The organism is Pseudoxanthomonas sp. CCNWLW251 (assembly GCF_037402255.1).
In the GTDB taxonomy this organism is placed as follows: domain Bacteria; phylum Pseudomonadota; class Gammaproteobacteria; order Xanthomonadales; family Xanthomonadaceae; genus Pseudoxanthomonas_A.
In genome coordinates this window covers 152,383-174,191 of sequence record NZ_JBBEGA010000004.1, presented here as the reverse complement: position 1 = coordinate 174,191, position 21,809 = coordinate 152,383, and the positions used below count along the sequence as shown (strand labels likewise).

At 66.0% G+C, this 21,809-nt stretch carries 18 protein-coding genes; 11 read left to right on the top strand and 7 right to left on the bottom strand.

Annotated elements, in window-relative coordinates:
• Both WBN46_RS15670 and WBN46_RS15665 read left to right on the top strand, forming a co-directional pair.
• Positions 1-1,299 carry a hypothetical protein gene (locus tag WBN46_RS15670; protein ID WP_337732372.1) on the top strand — a complete coding sequence of 433 codons (1,299 nt, stop codon included), beginning with the start codon at positions 1-3 and terminating at the stop codon, positions 1,297-1,299.
• A gap of 115 nt (positions 1,300-1,414) precedes the next feature.
• Positions 1,415-3,712, top strand: a complete 2,298-nt coding sequence (locus WBN46_RS15665) for an NADP-dependent malic enzyme (protein WP_337732370.1) — start codon at positions 1,415-1,417, stop codon at positions 3,710-3,712.
• A 178-nt stretch (positions 3,713-3,890) separates the two neighbouring features.
• On the opposite strand, the gene WBN46_RS15660 is transcribed toward WBN46_RS15665, so the two are convergent.
• The 4 genes from WBN46_RS15660 to WBN46_RS15645 form a co-directional block, all read right to left on the bottom strand.
• Complete coding sequence (locus tag WBN46_RS15660; protein WP_337732369.1) at positions 3,891-4,274, bottom strand: STAS domain-containing protein; 384 nt, start codon at positions 4,272-4,274, stop codon at positions 3,891-3,893.
• Between the two features lie 112 nt (positions 4,275-4,386).
• Positions 4,387-4,776 carry an STAS domain-containing protein gene (locus tag WBN46_RS15655; RefSeq protein WP_337732368.1) on the bottom strand — a complete coding sequence of 130 codons (390 nt, stop codon included), beginning with the start codon at positions 4,774-4,776 and terminating at the stop codon, positions 4,387-4,389.
• The gene (locus tag WBN46_RS15650) at positions 4,773-5,210 is read right to left on the bottom strand and encodes an ATP-binding protein (protein WP_192199829.1); all 438 of its coding nucleotides are present in this window, start codon (positions 5,208-5,210) and stop codon (positions 4,773-4,775) included. Before WBN46_RS15650 ends, WBN46_RS15655 begins: the two co-directional genes overlap by 4 nt.
• Entirely contained in the window at positions 5,182-7,209 is a 2,028-nt protein-coding gene (locus tag WBN46_RS15645) for a SpoIIE family protein phosphatase (protein WP_337732367.1), read from the bottom strand. The genes WBN46_RS15650 and WBN46_RS15645 overlap by 29 nt, the downstream gene beginning before the upstream one ends.
• Before the next feature lie 235 nt (positions 7,210-7,444).
• Between WBN46_RS15645 and aceE the strand changes: the two genes are divergently transcribed.
• From aceE to WBN46_RS15615, 6 genes are all read left to right on the top strand, one after another.
• Complete coding sequence (aceE, locus tag WBN46_RS15640; RefSeq protein ID WP_337732366.1) at positions 7,445-10,138, top strand: pyruvate dehydrogenase (acetyl-transferring), homodimeric type; 2,694 nt, start codon at positions 7,445-7,447, stop codon at positions 10,136-10,138.
• Between the two features lie 293 nt (positions 10,139-10,431).
• Complete coding sequence (locus tag WBN46_RS15635; RefSeq protein ID WP_337732365.1) at positions 10,432-10,644, top strand: type II toxin-antitoxin system HicB family antitoxin; 213 nt, start codon at positions 10,432-10,434, stop codon at positions 10,642-10,644.
• A gap of 39 nt (positions 10,645-10,683) precedes the next feature.
• The gene (locus tag WBN46_RS15630) at positions 10,684-11,778 is read left to right on the top strand and encodes a crosslink repair DNA glycosylase YcaQ family protein (RefSeq protein ID WP_337732364.1); all 1,095 of its coding nucleotides are present in this window, start codon (positions 10,684-10,686) and stop codon (positions 11,776-11,778) included.
• Between the two features lie 175 nt (positions 11,779-11,953).
• Entirely contained in the window at positions 11,954-14,788 is a 2,835-nt protein-coding gene (locus tag WBN46_RS15625; RefSeq protein WP_337732363.1) for a TrlF family AAA-like ATPase, read from the top strand.
• Positions 14,789-14,933: 145 nt separating this feature from the next.
• On the top strand, positions 14,934-15,251 hold the full coding sequence (locus WBN46_RS15620) for a DUF3817 domain-containing protein (RefSeq protein ID WP_337732362.1): 318 nt from the start codon (positions 14,934-14,936) through the stop codon (positions 15,249-15,251).
• A 102-nt stretch (positions 15,252-15,353) separates the two neighbouring features.
• On the top strand, positions 15,354-16,307 hold the full coding sequence (locus tag WBN46_RS15615) for an HPP family protein (RefSeq protein WP_337732361.1): 954 nt from the start codon (positions 15,354-15,356) through the stop codon (positions 16,305-16,307).
• Between the two features lie 16 nt (positions 16,308-16,323).
• Here WBN46_RS15615 and WBN46_RS15610 read toward each other — a convergent pair whose 3' ends face one another.
• The gene (locus tag WBN46_RS15610) at positions 16,324-17,376 is read right to left on the bottom strand and encodes an alpha/beta fold hydrolase (protein ID WP_337732360.1); all 1,053 of its coding nucleotides are present in this window, start codon (positions 17,374-17,376) and stop codon (positions 16,324-16,326) included.
• Positions 17,377-17,562: 186 nt separating this feature from the next.
• Here WBN46_RS15610 and mddA point away from each other — a divergent pair, with 186 nt between their 5' ends.
• The gene (mddA, locus tag WBN46_RS15605; RefSeq protein WP_337732359.1) at positions 17,563-18,300 is read left to right on the top strand and encodes a methanethiol S-methyltransferase; all 738 of its coding nucleotides are present in this window, start codon (positions 17,563-17,565) and stop codon (positions 18,298-18,300) included.
• Here mddA and WBN46_RS15600 read toward each other — a convergent pair whose 3' ends face one another.
• Positions 18,301-18,684 (bottom strand): hypothetical protein, encoded by a 384-nt coding sequence (locus tag WBN46_RS15600; protein ID WP_337732358.1) that lies wholly within the window; start codon positions 18,682-18,684, stop codon positions 18,301-18,303.
• Positions 18,681-19,706, bottom strand: coding sequence for a DUF2272 domain-containing protein (locus WBN46_RS15595; RefSeq protein WP_337732357.1), 1,026 nt, complete (start codon positions 19,704-19,706; stop codon positions 18,681-18,683). Before WBN46_RS15595 ends, WBN46_RS15600 begins: the two co-directional genes overlap by 4 nt.
• A 192-nt stretch (positions 19,707-19,898) precedes the next feature.
• On the opposite strand from WBN46_RS15595, the gene WBN46_RS15590 reads away from it, so the two are divergent.
• Both WBN46_RS15590 and WBN46_RS15585 read left to right on the top strand, forming a co-directional pair.
• The gene (locus tag WBN46_RS15590; protein WP_337732356.1) at positions 19,899-20,738 is read left to right on the top strand and encodes an arylamine N-acetyltransferase; all 840 of its coding nucleotides are present in this window, start codon (positions 19,899-19,901) and stop codon (positions 20,736-20,738) included.
• Positions 20,739-20,804: 66 nt separating this feature from the next.
• Entirely contained in the window at positions 20,805-21,773 is a 969-nt protein-coding gene (locus WBN46_RS15585; RefSeq protein ID WP_337732355.1) for a polysaccharide deacetylase family protein, read from the top strand.
• Positions 21,774-21,809 lie beyond the last annotated feature (36 nt).

Sequence of the window (21,809 nt, the reverse complement as noted above, 5' to 3'; positions counted from 1 at the left end):
ATGCACCTGAGCCGTCACTGGATCACCGCCGCGTTCGCCGTGCTGGCCGCCACCGCGCTGTCAGGTGGCGCAGCGGCGGCCGATGCGGAGGCAGCGTTCGCGCCTGTCGCCTGTCCTGCCTCGGTCGGCCCGCAGGTCGACTGCCATGAGGCGCAGGATGCGAACGGGGCCTGGCTGCTCGTGGCGATGCCGCGTACCTGGAACCGCAGGCTGATCGTGCATGCGCACGGCGGTCCGCGGCTCGGCGCACCGGAAGCGGGGGATTCCGCCGAGGACCTGGATCGCTTCGCGGTGATGGTGCGCGCCGGCTATGCGTGGATAGGCAGCACCTACCGTCGCGGTGGCTATGGCGTGCGCATGGCGGCGGCCGACGTGGACGTCAGCCGCCGTGCGTTCCGGGCGCGCTGGGGCCGCCCGGAGCGCACCCTGCTGCATGGCCAGTCGTGGGGCGGCAACGTGGCGGCGAAGGCGGCCGAGCTGTACGCGCTCGACATCGACGGTCGCGCCAACTACGACGGCGTGCTGGCCACCAACGGCATGCTGTTCGGCGGCACGCGCGGGTACGGCTTCCGCGCGGACCTGCGCGCGGTGTACCAGTACTATTGCCACAACCATCCGGCACCGGACGAGGCGCAGTATCCGCTGTGGCAGGGGCTGCCTGCGGATGCACGGATGACCCGCGACGATCTGCGCGCGCGCGTCAACGCCTGCACCGGTATCGATCTCGCCCCTGCGAAGCGCTCGCCGGACCAGACGGCACGGCTGCGCGACATCCTCGCGGTCACCGGCGTCGACGCGAAGCAACTCGTCTCCCACCTGGCGTGGGGCACGTTCCACTTCCAGGACGTGGTGCAGAAGCGCCTCGGCGGACGCAATCCGTTCGACAACGCGAAGACGGTCTATCGCGGCTCGCACGACGACACGGCACTGAATGCCGGCATCCAGCGTTTCGCCGCCGATCCCGCCGCCGTCGCCGCATTGGCCTACGACGCCGACCTCTCCGGATTGATCGTGCTGCCCACCGTCACCGTGCACGCGCGCCACGATCCCACGGTGTCCTACGAAGCAGAAGTCGCCTATGCGGCCACCGTGGAGTCGGCCGGTCGCGGCCATCTGCTCCTGCAGGCGCTTACTGACGAACACGACCACAGCCGCCTGCAGGATGCGACGTATGCCACCGCACTGCAGGTGCTCGAACGCTGGCTCGACAGCGGCGTGCGACCATCGGCCGATGCGTTCCGCGAGACCTGCGGCCGCCTGTCGCAGGCGCGCGACGGCTGCCGCTTCATCGCGCCCTGAGGCGCACCTGCACGCGCCCCGCGTGACGCAGCGCCGCAATCGGCCGGGTCCGGCCATCACGGGGAAGGGGTAGAATTGCCGCTCCCCCGCCTTCACCACAGGCACCGTTTCCGCAATGACGAACGACGATTTCAAGCAGGCCGCGCTGGAATACCACCGGCTGTCCCCGCCCGGCAAGATCAAGGTCGCACCGACCAAGCCGATGCTCACCCAGCGTGACCTGGCGCTGGCGTATTCGCCGGGCGTGGCCTATGCCTGCGAGGCCATCGTCGAGGATCCCAACACCGCCAGCGAGCTCACCGCGCGCGGCAACCTGGTGGCCGTGGTCACCAACGGCACCGCCGTGCTCGGACTCGGCAACATCGGTCCGCTGGCCGGCAAGCCGGTGATGGAAGGCAAGGGCGTGCTGTTCCAGAAGTTCGCCGGCATCGACGTGTTCGACATCGAGATCAACGAGACCGATCCGGACAAGCTGGTCGACATCATCGCCTCGCTCGAGCCGACGTTCGGCGGCATCAACCTGGAAGACATCAAGGCGCCGGAATGCTTCATCGTCGAGCGCAAGCTGCGCGAACGGATGAGCATCCCGGTGTTCCATGACGACCAGCACGGCACCGCGATCATCGTCGGCGCGGCGGTGGTCAACGCGCTGGAAGTGATCGGCAAGAAGATCGGCGACGTGAAGCTGGCCACCAGCGGCGCAGGCGCTGCCGGCATCGCCTGCCTGGACATGCTGGTCGCGCTGGGCCTGAAGCCGGAGAACATCCTGGCCTTCGACCGCGACGGCGTCATCTACACCGGCCGTCCCAACCTGGACCCGGACAAGGCGCGTTATGCGCGCCCGACCGACAAGCGCACGCTGGCCGAGATCGTCGACGGCGCGGACATCTTCCTGGGCCTGTCGGCCGGCGGCATCCTCAAGCCGGACATGGTCGCCACGATGGCCGACAAGCCGGTCATCCTCGCGCTGGCCAATCCGAATCCGGAGATCTCGCCGGCCGATGCCAGGGCCGTGCGCCCGGACGTGATCATCGGCACCGGCCGCAGCGACTACCCGAACCAGGTCAACAACGCGCTCTGCTTCCCGTACATCTTCCGCGGCGCGCTGGATGTCGGCGCGACGGTGATCAACGAAGCGATGAAGGTCGCCTGCGTGCACGCCATCGCCAACCTGGCGCGGCGCGAAGCCTCCGACCTGGGCAGCGCGTACGGCGACGACGTGCCGTGCTTCGGCCCCGAGTACCTGATCCCGCGTCCGTTCGACCCGCGCCTGCTGGTGGAAGTGGCTGCGGCGGTGGCGCAGGCCGCGATGGATTCCGGCGTGGCGCTGCGCCCGATCCCGGACATGTGGGCCTATCGCGAGAAGCTGGGCCAGTTCGTCTACCGCACCAGCCTGATGATGAAGCCGGTCTATGACCGCGCGCGCGCCGACAAGAAGCGCGTGGTCTATGCCGAAGGTGAGGAAGAGACCGTGCTGCGCGCCGTGCAGACGGTGATCGACGAAGGTCTGGCGTTCCCGATCCTGATCGGCCGTCCGGACGTGATCGACGCGCGCATCGAGCGCCTGGGCCTGCGCATGCGCGCGGGCGTGGATTTCGAGCTGACCAACCAGGACGACGATCCGCGCTTCAACGACTACTGGCAGCATTACCACGCGCTGACCGCACGCCGCGGCGTGACGCCGGCGGCGGCGAAGAACCTGATGCGCTCGCGCCCGACCCTGATCGCCGCGGTGATGGTGGCGCGTGGCGAGGCCGATGCGCTGGTCAGCGGCATCGTCGGCCGCTTCCACAAGAAGCTCGGCTACGTGCGCAGCGTGATCCCGCTGGACCCGGGCGTGCAGTCGACCTCGGCGATGACCGGCGTGATCAACAACCAGGGCGCGTACTTCTTCCTGGATACGCACGTGCAGGACAACCCGACCGCCGAGCAGATCGCCGAGGCCACGCTGCAGGCGGCGTACCGGCTGAAGCTGTTCGGCATCGAGCCGCGCATCGCCCTGCTGTCGCACGCCAACTTCGGCAGCCACGAGACCGCCAGCGCAGTGAAGATGCGGCACGTGCGCGAGCTGCTGCTCAAGCGCAAGCCCGATCTCAACGTGGACGGCGAGATGCAGGGCGACACCGCCTGGGACGAAGTGCTGCGCAACCGCATCATGCCGGGCAGCACGCTGACCGGACGCGCCAACCTGTTCGTGCTGCCCAATCTGGACGCGGCCAACATCACCTACAACATGGTGCGCGTGGTGACCGACGGCGTGGCCATCGGCCCGATCCTGATGGGCATCTCCAAGCCGGTGCACATCCTGACCACCAGCGCCACGCCGCGCCGCGTCATCAACATGACCGCCATCGCCGCCGTGGACGCGCAGATCCGCCAGCAGCGCGAAGCCGAGCGCAACGGGCCGGGTTGATCGGCCCGCGGTGTCCGGAAAAGAAAACGCCCCGCATGCGGGGCGTTTTTCTGTTGGGGATCCCTGTAGGAGTGGTGGTGGCATGCCCGGCACCGGTGAGTCGCGACCGCATGAATCATGTGTCCAGGGTGTCTGATGGCATCCGGTCGCGACTCACGTCGCTCCTACATGAAAACGATCAACCCTCATCCTCGCCATCCAGGATCCGCCGCTGCAGCGCATCCAGGTAGGCATCGGCATCGGCGGTGGACTCGAAGATCTCGTCCATCGGCACGGCCTGCACGATCTCGATGACCTTGCGGATCTGTTCCTGCGGGTGCACCACCAGCAGGCGGCCTTCATGCGGGGCCAGGGCCTTGCGCGCCTTCAGGATGCTGCGCACGCCGGCGCTGCTGATGTAGTCCAGATGGGCCAGGTCCAGCACCAGTGCCTGCGGGCGTGCAGCCAGCATCGGCGCCAGCTGTTCGTCGAGCTGTGCGTGGCTGGCGGTGTCCAGGCGGCCGCTGAGCAGCACGTACTGGTTGCCGTTGACCGGCGGGTAGATCTCAATCTCCAGCGTCATCGGGCATCTCGGTAATCCGGATATGCCGGGTGGGGGAGCCCGGGAGGGAGGGGAGGGACGCTGGATCGTAAATCAATCGCGCGACGGGCGTATGGCCCGGGCGCGTGCTCGCTCAATCGTCGTCCTCTTCGCCGGCACGCAGCACTTTGCGCTGCATCACGTCCAGGTAGGCATCGGCTTCGGCGGTGGACGAGAAGATCTCGTTCAACGGCACGGCCTTGACCATGTCCAGCACCTTCTGGATCTGCGGCTGCGGATTGACCAGCAGCACCTTGCCGCCGTGCGGGGCGAGCGCCTTGCGGGCCTTGAAGATGGAACGGATGCCGGCGCTGCTGATGTACTCCAGCCCGGACAGGTCCAGCACCAGCGAATGCAGCTGTCGGGTCATCAGCGGTGCGAGGGCTTCGTCCAGATCTTCGTAGGTGTGCGTGTCCAGCCGGCCAGCGAGGGTGACGCGCTGGCTGCCCTTGCCGGTCGGGTGGATGTCTATGCTGAGGCTCATGCGTCGCTCTCCTCGGTTGGGATGCGCAGGGTCAGGCGCAGCACGTTGTAGTTGCCGATCCGCTGGTAGGCAGCTTCTTCCGCCACCTGGCGCACCAGGTGCAGGCCGAGACCGCCGGTGGGCCGGTCGAGGATGTCGGCATCCAGATCCGGGGGCGGCTGGTCGAGCGGATTGAACGCGGCGCCGCTCTCGCGGAACTCGAGCGTCAGCAGGTGCTCGCGGATGCCGATGTCCACGCACAGTTCGTGCTCCTCGGCTCCCACGCGGGTCGGGTCGCCATGCTCGATGGCATTGCTGGCCAGTTCCTCCACGATCAGGCGCACGTCGCACTGGATCGCGCGGCTGACGCCGTTGTTGGCCAGCACGGCCTCCAGCGACGCGTTGAGGTCGTCCACGCGGGCGTGCTCACGTGGGATGAACAATCGCATCTGCATGCGGGGTCTCCTGTGATGGCGGAGCTTCGGCCGAAGCGGTGGTGCTGTCCAGCCGGCGACGGATGGCCAGCACGGTGATGTCGTCCGATTGCGGGGCGGCGCCCGTAAATGCGTGAACCTGCGCGATCAGCCCTTCGCACTGGTCGCGCGCGGTCGCGCCCGGCAGCAGCGCACCGGGGATGCGTTCCGCACCGAAGGCCTGGTTCCCGTCGTCGAAGGCTTCGGTGATGCCGTCGGTCCACGCCAGCAGGGTGGCGCCCGCCGGCAACTGCCCTGACCAGAGCGGGAAGGTGTCGCCCACTTCGAAGCCCAGCGGCGGCCCCGGCTGCAGCGGCAGTTCCTCGTGGCGTCCATCCGCATGCAGCAGCAGGGGCGCGTCGTGGCCCGCGCTGGCGAGCACGCAGGCGCCGCTGCGCACGTCCACGCGCCCGCACAGCACGGTGGCGAACATGCACGCATCGTTGCCCTGCACCAGCCGGCGCGACGCCTCGGCGAGCACGCGTTCCGGCGAAGCGTGCGTGCTGGCGGCCACTTCCAGCACGGTCACGGTGCGGGCCATGAACAGCGCCGCCGGCACGCCCTTGTCGGACACGTCGCCGATGGCGAACCACAGGCCATCGGCGTCGGTTTCGATGAAGCAGTAGAAGTCGCCGCCCACGGCCTTGGCCGGCTCCAGTCGCGCGTAGGCCTCGAGGTGTGCGTGTTCGCGGTCGATCACGCGGCCCGGTGGCAGCATGGCCTGCTGGATCTCGCGCGCGATCGACAGCTCGCTCTCCAGCTTCTGCCGGGCCGCAGTCATGTCCTCGATCTCGCGAAGCTGCAGCTGGATCGAGCCGCGCGCGTGTTCCAGCGTGCGTGCCATCTGGCCGACTTCGTCCCGCCTGCGCACGAAGGGCACCGGCATGCTGTAGTCGCCCTGCGCCAGCCGCGCCGCCGACGACGAAAGCCCTTCCACCGGCTGGCTGATGTGGCGCGCCAGCTTGCGCACCACCAGCATGCACAGCAGCGCGAGCAGCGCGCCCACCGCCGCCAGCATCCACAGCGCCTCGGTCAGGCGGGCCATGATCAGCTCGTAGGACTGCGCGACCAGCAGGGTCCAGCCGCTGCTGCCGACCGGCTCCACCACGGTGTAGCGCCGCTCGCCGCTGACGGCATCCACGTGCGCGTACTGCAGGGGCTGGCGAACGCGCACCGCCTGCGCGGCTTCGCGCAGGTCGGCGCGACCGGCGCGCAGGATGTAGTCGTCCAGGGTCTCCAACCGCTCAACGCCCACCTCCGGATTCAGTGCCAGCGTGCCGGCCGGTGCCACCAGCGTCACCCGCCATCCCGGCAGGTGCGCCAGCGCATCCACCAGGTCGGTCAGGTTGGCCAGCGGCAGGTCCAGGCTGACCATGCCGCGGGTGCGCGCGCCGCGCCCGGGTTCGCGCAGCGGCATGTTGTAGGTGACCATCCACACGCCGCCCGCGGTCTGGTTGAGGTAGGGCTCGGACCACCAGCCGCCGGGCGATGCCACGGTGCGCTGGTACCAGCCCTGGTCGCGAAAGCGATACCCGTCGGCGACGAAGTCGCGGTCGCCGCCATTGCCGGCCACGTAGCGTGCGAACGGCGCGTCGTTGCGCGTGCGGGGCTCCAGGATCAGCAGGCCGCCCACGCAGCCGGGCGTGGCGTTCACCATCGCGCGCAGGGTGGTGGTCAGTTCGTCCGGCGACAGCTGGGCGTTGCCCACCAGGTCCGAGATGCCGTGGGTGGTGATCGTCACCACGTGCAGCGCGTTGTCCAGTCGTTGCGCCGCTTCCTGCGCGGTGGCGTGCGTGTCGCGGCGCGCGTCGTCCAGGATCAGCCGGCGCGCGAACCACGCCGTCGCCAGCACCAGCAGCAACAGCAGCACCACGTTGACCAGGCCGGCCCACAATGCGATGCGCGTGCGCAGGCTGCTGCGCCAGTGCGCGGCACCGGCGACCTCATCTGGCACGACACTGCTGGGCACTGCGTTGCGCATGCCGACCCTGATCGTCGCGTTCCCCCCGGAAGCGGATCATAAGCTCACTTTTGCTTGCTGCATTGCAATACGGCAAAGGTCTGATTTTGGTGTGGTCATTGTCCCGGGACAGATACGCTGCATCCGCTCCATACGCCTGCGTAGCCAGGTCCCGCGGCGGGTGCGTGCGTTACACTTCAAGGCTCTAAAAGTATCGGCAATGCCGTGCCCCACGCGCGGCGCAACAGGAGCGGGAATGAACTGGTTGAACGAGATGTTGCAGAGCGATCCGGATCCGCAGGAATCCCGCGAGTGGATCGATTCCATGCAGGCGGTGATCGAGAAGAACGGCGCCCTGCGTGCTCACCAGTTGCTGGAAGGCATGGTCGAAGTGACCCGCCGCGCCGGCGCCTACCTGCCGTTCTCGCCCACCACCGAATACGTCAACACCATCGCGCCGCAGAACGAGGCCAAGAGCCCGGGCGACGCCGCGCTGGAATGGCGCATCCGTTCGATCATCCGCTGGAACGCGATGGCTACCGTGGTGCGCGCCAACCGCAAGCCCGGCGACCTCGGCGGCCACATCGCCAGCTTCGCCTCCGGCGCCACGCTGTATGACGTGGGCTTCAACCACTTCTGGCGCGCGCCGTCGGACAACCACCCGGGCGACCTGCTGTTCATCCAGGGCCACAGCGCGCCGGGCATCTACGCGCGTTCGTTCCTGGAAGGCCGCATCAGCGAGCAGCAGCTGGACAACTTCCGCATGGAAGTCGACGGCCAGGGCATCTCGTCCTACCCGCACCCGTGGCTGATGCCCGACTACTGGCAGACCCCGACCGTCTCGATGGGCCTGGGCCCGCTGGCGGCGATCTACCAGGCGCAGTTCATGAAGTACCTGGAGCACCGCGGCCTGATCGAGAAGTCCGACCGCAAGGTGTGGTGCTTCATCGGCGACGGCGAGAGCGACGAGCCGGAAACCCTGGGCGCCATCGCGCTGGCCGGCCGCGAAGGCCTGGACAACCTGATCTTCGTGGTCAACTGCAACCTGCAGCGCCTGGACGGCCCGGTGCGCGGCAACGGCAAGATCATCCAGGAGCTGGAAGGCGTGTTCCGCGGCGGTGGCTGGAACGTCATCAAGCTGCTGTGGGGCAGCTACTGGGATCCGCTCATCGCGCGCGACACCGACGGTGTGCTGAAGAAGCTGATGATGGAAACCGTCGACGGCGAGTACCAGAACTGCAAGGCGTTCGGCGGCAAGTACACGCGCGACAACTTCTTCGGCAAGTATCCGGAGACGGCGGCGATGGTCGCCAACCTGTCCGACGACGACATCTGGCGCCTCAACCGCGGCGGCCACGATCCGCACAAGGTCTACGCGGCCTACCACGAGGCGGTGAACACCAAGGGCATGCCCACGGTGATCCTGGCCAAGACGGTGAAGGGCTACGGCATGGGCTCGGCGGGCGAATCGCTCAACCCGACCCACCAGACCAAGAAGCTGGACGACGAAGCCATCCGCACGTTCCGCGACCGCTTCAACATCCCGGTCACCGACAAGCAGCTGGAAGAATCGGCGCAGGTGCCGTTCTACCACCCGGGCGAGGACTCGCCGGAAATCCAGTACCTCAAGGCGCGCCGCGCCGCGTTGGGCGGCTACCTGCCGCAGCGCCGCCGCAAGGCCAGCGAGTCGTTCGAGACGCCGAAGCTGGAAGCCTTCGACCGCCTGCTGAAGAGCACCGGCGACCGCGAGATCTCCACCACCATGGCGTTCGTGCAGGGCCTGAACATCGCACTGCGCGACAAGCAGGTCGGCCCGCGCCTGGTGCCGATCGTCGCCGACGAAGCACGCACGTTCGGCATGGAAGGCATGTTCCGCCAGATCGGCATCTATGCGCCGTTCGGCCAGAAGTACAAGCCGGTCGATGCCGACCAGCTGATGTACTACCGCGAGGACCAGTCCGGCCAGGTGCTGCAGCAGGGCATCAGCGAGCCGGGTGCGATGTCGTCGTGGATGGCGGCGGGCACCAGCTATTCGGTCAGCAACGTGCCGATGCTGCCGTTCTACATCTACTACTCGATGTTCGGCTTCCAGCGCATCGGCGACATCGCCTGGCAGGCGGCGGACATGCGCACGCGCGGCTTCCTGCTGGGCGGCACCGCGGGCCGCACCACGCTGAATGGTGAAGGCCTGCAGCACGAGGACGGCTTCAGCCATGTGGTGGCCGGCGGCATCCCGAACGTGCGCAGCTACGACCCGACCTTCGGTTTCGAAGTCGCGGTGGTCCTGCAGCACGGCATGCAGAAGATGCTGCAGGAGCAGGTGGACGAGTACTACTACGTCACCCTGATGAACGAGAACTACACCCACCCGGAGATGCCGGAAGGCGCTGCGGCGGGGATCATCAAGGGCATGTACCTGCTCACCGATGCCGGCAAGCCGAAGAAGGGCGAGCTGCGCGTGCAGCTGCTGGGCAGCGGCACCATCCTGCGCGAGGCGATCGCGGCGGCCGAGCTGCTGGACAAGGATTTCGGTGTCACCGCCGACATCTGGTCCTGCCCGAGCTTCAACGAGCTGCGTCGCGACGGTTTCGACGCTGAGCGCTGGAACCGCCTGAACCCGGAAGCGAAGTCGCCGCGCAAGGCGTACGTGACGGAGCTGCTGGAAGGCCGCCAGGGCCCGGTGATCGCGGCGACCGACTATGTGCGTGCGTACGCGGACCAGATCCGCGCGTTCGTGCCGGCGGCGTACACGGTGCTGGGTACGGACGGCTTCGGCCGCAGCGACACCCGCGCCAACCTGCGCCGCCACTTCGAAGTGGACCGCTACTACATCGCCCACGCCGCCATCGCCGCGCTGGCGAAGGAAGGCAAGATGACCGCCAAGGACGTGTCCCGCGCGATCAAGCAGTACAAGATTGATGTGGAGAAGGCGAACCCCATCGGGGTGTGAGTCCGCGCACTCCTTCTCCCGCGTGCGGGGGAGGGAGGCAGTGGACTGCAGTGTGGGCAAGGACGATGACAACCCTTCGCAAGGAATGCGAACGTGCCTCCGAAGATTCGCGATGTATTGCAGCAGCTGAAGGACGCAGGCTGGCAATAGGTCGGCCAGACAGGCAGCCACCGCCAGTTCAAGCATCCGACGCTTCCGGGCCGGGTGACAGTCGCCGGTAAACCGGGGGATGATGTGGCGCCCGGCACGCTGGGCAGCATCCTGAAACAGGCCGGGATCAAGAGGTGACTTCCATGCGCTATGCCATCGTCATCGAGCAAGCGGGCGGCAACTATTCCGCCTATGTGCCGGACCTGCCCGGCTGCGTGGCCACCGGTGAAACCAAGATCGAGGTGGAAGGGCTGATCCACGATGCCATCGCCCTGCATCTCGCGGGAATGCGCGAGGACGGGTTGGCGATACCGATGCCGTCGAGCCAGGTGGAGTACATCGACGTCGCGGCGTGAGTGCGTGGCGAAGGACGATGCGGTGATGGGCTGCGCCGCATGACGCTGACCCTCGACCACCTGCGCCGCTATGCCGTCGCACGCAGCCTGTTCAAGCCGACGACCCTACCGCGCGCGATCCAGCGGCTGGGGTTCGTGCAGGCGGACCCGATCCGGGCGCCGGCACGCGCGCAGGACCTGACCCTGCGCCACCGCGTCGCCGGCTACCGCGCCGGTGATCTGGAACGGCGGTATCCACGCCTGCCGCTGGAAGAAGACTTCTTCGTCAACTACGGGTTCCTGCCGCGCGAGCATCACCAGCTGATGCATCCGCGCAAGGCACGCGAGGCGTGGACGCCCGCGCGCTGGAAGCAGGCACAGGCGGTGCTGGCTTTCGTCAGCGAGCGCGGCACGGCGCATCCGCGCGATGTGGATGCGCACTTCGGGCATGGCAAGACGACCAACTGGTTCGGTGGCTCATCCAATGCCAGCACGCAGTTGCTGGACGGCATGCATTACCGCGGGCTGTTGCGGGTCGCACGCCGCGAGGGCGGTACGCGGGTCTATGCGCCGCGCGTCGGTGATGCGACACCTGTCGCGGTGTCAGATGCGGAGGCGCGGCTGGATGCGTTGCTCGACATCATCGTGCGCAAGTACGCGCCGTTGCCGGCGGCGAGCCTGGGCCAGTTGCTTGGCTATCTGCGTCGCGGGGTGCCGCAGTGGGAAGGCTTGCGTGCGGGGGCGTTGAAGCGGGCACGCCAGCGGCTGGGCACGGCGCGGGTCGATGGGGTGGACTGGTACTGGCCGGCGGACGAGGATCCGCGCTCGCGGCGCTGGAAGCCGGATGACCAGGTGCGCCTGCTGACGCCGTTCGATCCGGTGGTGTGGGACCGAAGGCGGTTCGAGATGTTCTGGGGATGGATGTATCGGTTCGAGGCGTACACGCCTGCGCCGAAGAGGAAGCTGGGGTACTACGCGCTACCGGTGCTGTGGGGTGACCGGGTGATTGGTTGGGGGAATCTAAGCGTGGTTGATGGGGAGTTGCGGTCGACGTTTGGGTATGTGGAGGAGCAGGAGCTGCGAGATGCCGCGTTTCGTGCTGGGCTTGAGGAGGAAGTGGGCCGAACTCGTGTCTTCCTGCGGCTGCAAGGGTAATCCACTGATGTCGACGAGTAGTTGCACGATGATTGCTGCAGGGGATGCCTTTGCAGTGTCGGCCTACTGAAGGCGCGTATCAGTTGATAGGAGTGTGTCGAGAACGCTCGTTTCAATGGCGCTTCAAGCATGTGGAGTAGTGGCACTACTTGTTGCCATGCCAAGGAATAACTATATGACTAGCAAACTTGGAACTCACGGCGGTGCCGTATGGCATCGGACGGATTTGCAGTGTCATACGCCGCGGGACCACGGCTGGGTTGGTAGTGATCAACTAACAGGTGGCACGCCCGAGACCGAGGCGGCGAGAGCGGCATGGGCCGACAAGTTCATCGTTGCATGCAAAGAAAAGCGTCTAACGGCAGTAGCTATTACAGATCATCACGACATTGCTCTATTCCGGTACGTAAGCGAGGCGGCCATAAGGGATGGATCCGGCATAGTTGTTTTTCCTGGTGTAGAAATCACGTGCAATGACAATGCTCAGGTGCTCGCCCTGTTTGATCCTTTGGCCGATGTCGGGCTAGTAAAAAAACTCCTCAGCAAGCTTCATAGCCTGCCGGCCACTCCTCAAGATCATCAGGACTTGGCAAAAGGTTGCGTGGTTGCTCCGTGTGGGTTAACCGTTGAGAAGCTGTTTGAGACGGTAGCCATAGATGTTTCTTTGAGAGAAAGCTGCCTCCTCTTGCCGCACTTCAGCGATCAGGATGCTTACAAGAGTTTGAATGCTGCCGGGCATCATCCGCGCTTCGTAACGTTAGACGCTGACGGTATCTACGTCGAGCGGCCGTTCGGAGAATTGGCGCAGCAAACCGTCGATAAAATTCGCGGGAAGATCAAAGAGTGGGGAACGAGAAGGCGCGCGATTGTTTCAACTGGCGACAATCGCCGTGAAGATTGGGAGCGGCTTGGGGCCAACGCTTGCTGGATCAAGCTGGGTGAGCCGTCATTGGAGGCGCTGCGGCAGGCGCTTTTGGCAGATGAGGCTCGTATTTGCTACGAAGAGCCTGACTTGCCCTCGGAACGCCTGGTTGGCTTAACTATAAAATCCACTCTCCTTGGGGAGAGTCCGGTCGAAATTACCTTCAATGAGGGCTTTACCGCTGTTATCGGCGGTCGTGGCTCTGGAAAAAGTGCAATTCTCGAGCATCTTAGGTTTGTTCTTGCCCGTCGATCTGGGGACTTTAGCTCTTCGGACCAGCAGGCCGTGCGAGAGCTCCATCTCGTAGAAGAGACTCTTGGGGAGAGCGGTTTCGTCGAGGCGCGACTGTATCGGGAGGGAATCTATGAGACCTGGCGAAGAGATCTGGCGACGAAGGACACCATCTTGATTACTGATTTGGATGGTGGCGAAAGTTCGGTGTCGCTGGAGGAGGCGCGGCGACGATTCCGAGCTAGAGCGTTTTATCAAAAGTCCTTATCAACAACTACTGCGGAAAAGAGCATTGATCAGATCACCGGAATTGCAGCAGCAGAAGCTGTCGAGCGGCGGAGAGAGGTAGATCAAGCAATCAGAAACGGGAAGCGATCTGTTGGAGTTGCTGTTCAGCAAGCAGCTGCGCATTGGCAGGCGGTTCTCGAAAGTCGGCAGGCAAAGCTGCGAGTGCAAGATGTACAAGATAGGCTGACGGCCGTAGCGAAGTTGCTAGACGAAGGCGGGATATCCAAGTCGACACTTGCAATCATTGAAGAGTCGCCCCGCTACGCGCGTACTACTGCCTATCTAAGTGAGATAGAGCAAGTGATCTCAGATGATCGGGGTCGATTTGATGACATGCGGAGGTCAATTCTGAACCTGCCGCCATTGCCAGATCAGATTGCTTTCGGAGAGATAGTTCAGCTCAAAGAGGAGTCTCGAAGCTCAAGGTTGAAGATTCTTGAAGCGTTAGATGCTGCGGCGATGGAGCTAAGCAAGCTTGACCACTTGAGAGAGGGTGCGCTCGCGACATTTAAAGGACGATCTTCTGAGTTTAGGGAGCGCTACGAAGAGGCTGTTAAGCAGCAGGCGGCACACAAGTCACTCATTGCTGACAATGAGCGACTGGTGGCGGAGCTTGCTGTTGCCCAACGACTAGAAGCAAGTGCGCAGAGCAGGGAGAACGATTCGTCTGGCGCCTTGACTGCGTTGGCGGCGGAGAGAGAAGGTCTTAAACAATTGCTTGATGATAGACGACTGATTCTTAGGGAGGCGGCCGAGAAAGTGGCGGGGCAGTCAGGTCAAGTGCTAGCAGCTAGGTTGAAGAGAGATCCTTGTCCAGCGGACTGTGTCAACGCTGTTTCTGCTCTGCTAGAGGGAAGCAGGGTTCATGATGCCGCTGACAAAGTTGAGGCTCTCGTCTCGAAGTTGTCCAAAGCGGAGGCGGAGGGTGCCTGGTTCGACTTCTCTGACCAGATTCTAAAAATCTACGAAGCTAGAATCATGGTCGGCTCAAATGAGGAGCCGAGCGACGATGTCAAGAAAGAAATCGAGAAGACATTGTTCGGCTCCTCGTCGATTACTCAGCAGCAAGCGACGAAGATTTACTCGTCATTGACCGACGAGAAGGTATCGGCGGTGTTGTCTGCGGTTCCTCGTGATTCCATCATGCTTAAGTACATAGATGATGGTCGAGAGATCCCTTTCAGCAACGCATCCCCTGGACAGCAAGCGTCGGCTCTGCTGGAGCTACTGTTGAAGCAAGAGGCAGGCCCATTGATCATAGATCAGCCCGAAGATGATCTCGACAACAGGGTGGTAATGAAGATCGTCGAGCTTATCCGCCGGTCAAAGAACAGGCGCCAGCTAATTTTCGCTACGCACAATCCGAATATCGTGGTTAACGGAGATGCGGACAAAGTCGTGGCGTTAAGTTCGGGCGGGTCTACCGGCCCAACTGGAGGACGAGTTGCCATCGATTGTGATGGCGCTATTGAGACTTTAGCTATTCGCGAGAACATCACAAGGATCATGGAGGGTGGCAAGGAGGCCTTTGATCTTAGAAGTCGAAAGTACGGCTTCGATCACGCTTAGGCATACGAACTCCAATTGAAGTTACGCGTGGACCTTCCTGGATCAGGACTTCGTGTTCGTTCTTCAATTTTCTCGTTAATATTTCTATCGCCAGCGAGCGCCGCAGCCGCCATCGCACCCGGCATTCACTCACTGGAGTTCCCGCATGTCCCGTCCCCTCGCGCCCGCCGGGCGCCTGTTCGCTGTCGCCGCCTTCATCGAAGGCTTCACCTGGGCCGGTCTGCTGATCGGCATGTGGCTCAAGTACGGGCCGGTGGCTAACGAACTGGGCGTGAAGATCTTCGGGCCGCTGCATGGCGGCGCTTTCCTGTTCTACGTCGTGGTCACCGTGCTGTCGGCCCTGCGCCTGCGCTGGCCGTGGTGGGCCACGCTGCTGGCCGTCACCGCTGCCGTGCCGCCGCTGGTGACTGTGCCGCTGGAAATGTGGTTCCGTCGGATCGGATTGCTTAGCGGGCGAGCGTGATGTTCCTGAGCGGCGGGCCGGGGCCCGCCCTACGTAAGGACGTAGCGGATCGAAGCGTCTCCTTCGCATAGACTGCGCCGCCGATCCTTACCCCTGTCGCCCATGAGCTCCCATTCCCGCCTGACCGAGTTGCGCTTGCTGCTGGGTATCGAGCGCAACACCACCCGCCATGGCGAGAAGTGGATATCGGGCATCGGCGCGCTGCTCGGCATCCTCGCGGTGTACGGGCTGACCCGCTGGACGTTCCCCACCGATGCCGCGTCCGCCGTCGGCGGCGCCCTGATGGTCACCTCGATGGGCGCATCCGCCGTGCTGCTGTTCGCCGTGCCGCAGGGCGCGCTGTCGCAGCCGTGGGCCGTGGTGGGCGGGCACCTGCTGTCCGCCGTCATCGGCGTGAGCTGCCAGAAACTGTTCCCCGGCCATGCGTGGACCGCGGCGCTCGCCGTGGGCCTGGCCGTGCTGGGCATGTACTACCTGCGCTGCATCCACCCGCCCGGTGGCGCCACCGCCCTGGCCGCGGTGATCGGCGGCCCGGACGTACACGCGCTCGGCTACCACTACGTGCTGATGCCGATCCTGATCAACGTGGTGGCGATCCTCTCCATGGCCGTCGCCTTCAACGCGCTCTTCCCGTGGCGTCGCTACCCCGCTCATCTGCATCGCCGCCGTCAGGCCTCGCGGATCACCCAGCCCGCGCAGCGCCAGTTCGAACTGACCCAGGAAGACTTCTCCGCCGCGATGGAGCAACTCAACTCCTACGTCGACATCACCACCGAGAACCTCACCGAACTGCTGGAACTGGCCAAGCAGCACGCCGAGCGCAACATCACCCATCCGGATGCGATCGTCCGCGGGCGCTTCTACAGCAACGGCAAACTCGGCCGCTTGTGGAGCGTGCGGCACGTAATCGAAAGCGAGGGCCCGGCGCTGCAGTACCGCGTCGTCGCGGGCGAGCAGACGGGTAGCGTGGGGACGGCAAGTCTCGACGAATTCCGACAGTGGGCGCGCTTCGAGGTGGTGCTGCAGGACAATGGGCGGTGGGTGATCGCGGACTAGCGTTCGTCATGCCTGCTCAGTCCGCCGGTGACCCCTGCAACAACGCCATCGCCTGCGTCCGCGACTGCACGCCCAGCTTTTCGTAGATACGGGTGAGCGCGTTGCGCACGGTCTTGTCGCTGATGAACAGCGTGGCCGCGATCTGCGCATTGGTCCTGCCCGCGACCAGTCCCGCCACGATCTCGCGCTCACGCGGCGTCAGCTCCGCCAGGCGTTCCTCACCCTGTGGCGCGCCACCGAGGAACGCCAGCACCTCCTGGCGAAAGCGCTGCCAGGCCGGCTCGTGTTCCAGCAGCACGTGGTTGCGCGATTCCAGTTCGACGAAGCGCGCGCCCGGGATGCCGGCCGCCAGCAGCCGCCCTTCCTCCAGCGGCACCACGCCGTCCTGGCGCGCATGCAGCACCAGCGTGGGGACGCGGACCTGGTCGAGCAGCGCGGTGACATTGATGCGCGCGCGCGCCTCCAGCAGCGCGGCGGCGGCTTCCGCCGTGGTCGTGGTCCGCACCAGTTCGTTGAACCAGTGCACCTGGGCTTCCGTGGCGTCGGGAATGAAGCGCGACGTGAACACCTGCCGGAATACCGGGTTCTGGTCGGCCCAGCCGACCCGCGCGATGTCGATGATGGCGTGGTACAGCCGCGCCGCGTCCTCGTCTCCACGCTCGTAGGGCCCGCGCGCGTACGCCCCGTACAGCAGCAGCCGGGACACGCGCTGCGGATGCTTCACCGCATACGCCACGCAGGCCGCCGCCCCCTGCGAGATGCCCATCAGCGCAAAGGGCTCGCGCAGGCCCGCCGCGTCCACCATCGATTCCAGGTCGCCCAGCCAGTGATCCAGGGTCAGATGCCGCGCATCGCCGCCGCTCATGCCGCAGCCGCGTTCGTCATAGCGCAGCAGGCGGTAGTGCTCGCCGAAGAACCGGTACCAGTGCCGCCAGATGGGGCTCTGCAGGTCGTATTCCAGATGGCTGAGCCAGTTCGCCGCCTTGACCAGCACGGGCCCGCGGCCCATCGACGCCCACGCCAGACGCGCGCCGTCGCCGGTGGTCAGGTAGCGGATCGCCTGCTGCATGCGGCCATCCCGGAAGGAAACCGGCCCGCAGTGTAGCCGGGACATTGTTCCCCGGCCTGGCGCGGACGATGCCGTGCGTCGGGACATTGTTCCTCTGCCGCGGACGGCATGGACCGGCCACGCTGCCGCATCCCATCCCGCGCGCCCGCAGCGGCCCCCCGGCTGCGCCGCGCCCACCACGAGGCCATGATGAAACGCACCCTGATCCTGCTCTACGGCGTGGCCTGCTACGCCGTGTTCTTCGCCACCTTCCTGTATGCCATCGGCTTCATCGGCAACCTCTGGGTGCCGAAGGGCATGGATTCCCCGCCCACCGCGCCGTTCGCCACCGCGCTGCTGATCGACCTCGGCCTGCTGGCCCTGTTCGCAGTGCAGCACAGCGTGATGGCGCGCCCCGCCTTCAAGCGGGCCTGGACGCGGCTGATACCGGAATCGGCGGAACGCAGCACCTATACCCTGCTGTCGAGCGTTGCGCTGATCCTGCTGTTCTGGTTGTGGAGTCCACTGGGCGGCACGGTCTGGGACGTGCAGCACCCCGCCGCGCGCACTGCCCTGTACACGCTCTTCGCGGCCGGCTGGATGCTGCTGCTGTACACGACGTTCCTGTTGAATCACTTCGACCTGTTCGGCCTGCGCCAGGTCTGGCTGCAGTTCCGCGGACGGCCCTATACCCCGCTGCCATTCCGCACGCCGACCGTGTACCGCTGGGTACGCCACCCGCTGTATGTGGCGTGGCTGCTGACCTTCTGGGCCACGCCGACCATGACCATGACGCACCTGCTGTTCGCGGTGATGACGACGGTCTACATCCTGCTCGCGATCCGCTGGGAGGAGCGCGATCTGGTCGCCGCACTGCCGGAGTACGAAGACTATCGCCGGCGGGTGCCGATGCTGGTGCCGGGAAGCCGGAGGGTGGGCGGCTGATCAGCGCGCCCTGCGCAACCCATGCTCGGCACGTTCGCAGACCACCAGTGCGCCGTCTTCGCTGACGGTGCCGGTGGCCTGCACGCGGTCGCCGGACTTCAGCGCTTGCACGTCCTCCGGGGGCGGGGCCTTGCACAGGTTCCAGCGTGCGGGCAGGTGCACCTCCACCTCGCCATTCGCACCTGCGATCCTGACCACCGCGCTGCCGTCATAGGTCCACGGCGTGGTGTCCACGCTGACGATGCTGCCGTCGACGGTGGCCTGCTGGCCGGCAGCGAGCGTGGTGCTGGTGGCAGGTGGCGTGGTGGTGCAGGCGGCCAGCAGCACGGTCGCGGCGAGGGTGGCGAGACGACGTGCGGCGGGGAGGCGGGGCAGGGTTTTCATGGGGTGTCCGTGGTGGCGGGCGGGGTCGCTTCCGCCGGGCACCTTGGCACACCCGACCCGACGACGCAGTGAATGCAGCAGTCCGCCTTCTCGGGTGATCCACTGCCCGGTGCGTCCTGCACCGGCGGCAGCGCACTCGGCAGCTTCGCCAGTTCCGCCGGCGGCTTGAGCCGCAGGATCGCCGCCCAGTCCTGGCGGTTCATGCTGCACGCCGCCTCGTTGTCCGGCGCGCACAGCGTGCCGTCGCCAATGCGCAGTGGCAGCCCGCCCCAGAACTCGCCATTGCGGTTCAGCGGCAGCATCCGCATGGTCACGGCCTGCTGCACGTTGCCGCCGATCGCGTACGCCGTGCTGTCGTTGTTCGGGTTCACCGCCACCACGATGTCGCAATGCATGTCCAGCGGCCCGCCACTGCGCAGCACCGGCAGCAAGCCCTCGTGGCCGAACAGGCGGCCGGACTGGCGCACGTAGCAGATCAGGTCGCCCACCACCGGCTTGGCCTTCGCCACGTCGATGACGTCGAAGGCGTTGGGCGATGGGTTCTGGAACGCCGCCTGCACATAGGTGAAGTGGCGGCTGGAACCGCGGAAGCCGGGCACCCGGGCTTCGCGCATCACCCACGAGATGAAGGCGGCCGACCACGGCGTATCCACCACGAAGCCGCGGCACGCTTCGGCCTGAGGACCGGTGGCGGAGGCGTACAGGCACTCGGTCGCACCGCGGCGATGGCCGATGGCGCCAAGCAGGCCGCTGTCGCGCCAGTAGCGCGCGACGCGTTGCCAGGCGCGGTCATCGCCGATCGACAACAGCGACGACTCGGCTTCCATCATCGGCGCGTTCGCCATCCGGCCGTTGCGGTCGATGAAGGGGCGGTACCACATCAGGTGCTCGCGGCAAGCGACCGCGGCGATGCGGGTGGCGACGTCGGACGGCGTCTGCTGCGACAACTGCGGGCAGGCGTCGGCCGCGAACGCGGCACCGGAAGACAACAACAGGAACGGCAGCAACAACCAAGCACGCATCAGCACATCCTTCGGGGTCCGTGATCCTCTTACGCATCATGCCGCATCCGCAGGACACGCTGCCGTCACGCGGACTGAAGGTATGGAAATGGTCAGCGGACCGCTTCCATCAATGATGCGGATGGCGCACCGCCTTGACCTCAATCGCGCTTGAGGTCGCACAGTGGCCGCCTGCCGATCAAGGAGTCCGCCATGGCCACCGCCCTTACCGACATCGCGCTGTACCTGCACCGCCTGGGTCATGACCGGGCGCCACCGCCCACGCTGGAAACCCTGCGCGCGCTGCAGCAGCGGCATACTTCCACGTTCCCGTTCGAAACCCTGTCCACCCTGCTGCACCTGCCCGTGCCGCTGGACCTGCCGGCCATCCAGCACAAGCTGCTGCACGAAGGTCGCGGCGGCTACTGCTACGAACTCAACCGCGTTTTCCTGGCGTTGCTGCAACACCTGGGGTTCGATGCACGCGGCCTGACGGCGCGCGTGGTGATGGGAGGGCCGGAGGACGAACTGACCGCGCGCACCCATCTGCTGGTGCTGGTCACCGTGGACGGCCAGCGCCATATCGCCGATGTCGGCTTCGGCGGCATGGTGCCCACCGCACCGCTGCGGCTGGACACCGAGGACGTGCAAGCCACGCCGCACGAGCCGTACCGCATCACCCGGCATGACGGCCTGCATACCCTGCGCGCCCTCGTGGCCGGCGAGTGGCGGGCGATGTACGTGTTCGACCTGCAACCCCAGGCCGAGATCGACTACATCGTCGGCAACTGGTACGTCAGCACGCATCCGGACTCGCCGTTCCTGGGCCAGCTGCGCGCCGCACGCACCGGGCCGGGCTGGCGCAGGACGCTCAACAACGGCAGCTTCGCCGTCCATCGCGTCGGCCATGCGAGCGAACGGCGCAGCCTGCCGGATGCCGATGCCGTGATCGCGGTACTGCGGGATGAATTCGACATCCGCGCGCCGGACCATCCCGGCCTGCGTGCCACCATTGATGCGCGACTGCGGGCGGAATCCAGCGGCACGTCCTGATCCGTCTGGCGGCAGGGCCGTGGCGGACGGTAAGCTCGCCGCTCCGCCGGCTGCCCTGGATCGCGCGTGCCCTTCCTCCTGCGTGTACTGCTGTTGTCGGCGCTTGCGTTGAGCGCGCATGCCGCCGGCCCCGACCGCCGCATCGCCATCACCATCGACGACCTGCCATGGCAGCGCATGGGCAAGACGCCGGAAGCCGAATTGCCGGCGCGGCACGCGCAGTTGATGGCGCAGCTGGAGCAGGCCGGCGTGCCGGTGGTGGGGTTCGTCAACGAAGGCAAGCTGGAGATCGATGGCCAGGTGCAGCCTGCACGCGTGGCGATGCTGCGCGACTGGCTGGAGGCGGGCTTCGAACTGGGCAACCACACCCATGGCCACCTCGACCTGCATGCGGTCGGCCTGCCTGCGTTCCAGCAGGACATCCTGGACGGCGAGCGTGTGCTGCGTCCGCTGCTGGCGGAACGCGGACAGGTGCCGCGCTGGTTCCGTCATCCCTATCTTCGCGCGGGGCGCACGCCGGAGGACCGCGCCACGTTGTCGGTGTTCCTCGGCGAACACGGCTACCGCATCGCGCCGGTGACGGTGGACAACGGCGAATGGGTCTGGGCCTTCGCCTATGCCAACGTGCTGGACGGCCAACCGGATACGCCGGAGCGCGCCGCCACGCTGGAGCGCCTGCGGCGCGGCTACATCCCCTACATGCTCAACAAGGTCGACTACTACGAGCGGCAATCGCAGGCGCTGCTGGGCCATGCGCTGCCGCAGGTGTGGCTGCTGCATGCCAACGAGCTCAACGCGGTGGCCTACGCCGAACTCGTGGCCGGCGTGCAGCGGCGCGGCTACCGGGTGGTGACGCTGGAAGAAGCGCTGCGCGACCCCGCGTATGCCCGCGGCGAGGACGGCTACGACGGCCGCTTCGGTCCCAGCTGGTTGCATCGCTGGGCGATGGCCGAGAAGAAGCCCAGGGACTTCTATGCCGGCGAGCCGGTGGTGCCCGGATGGGTGCTGGCGCTGGCAGGCGTGGCATCGGAATAGCTGGCCCACGGCGCCGGGTTTCCGCGTTGGTCCCGA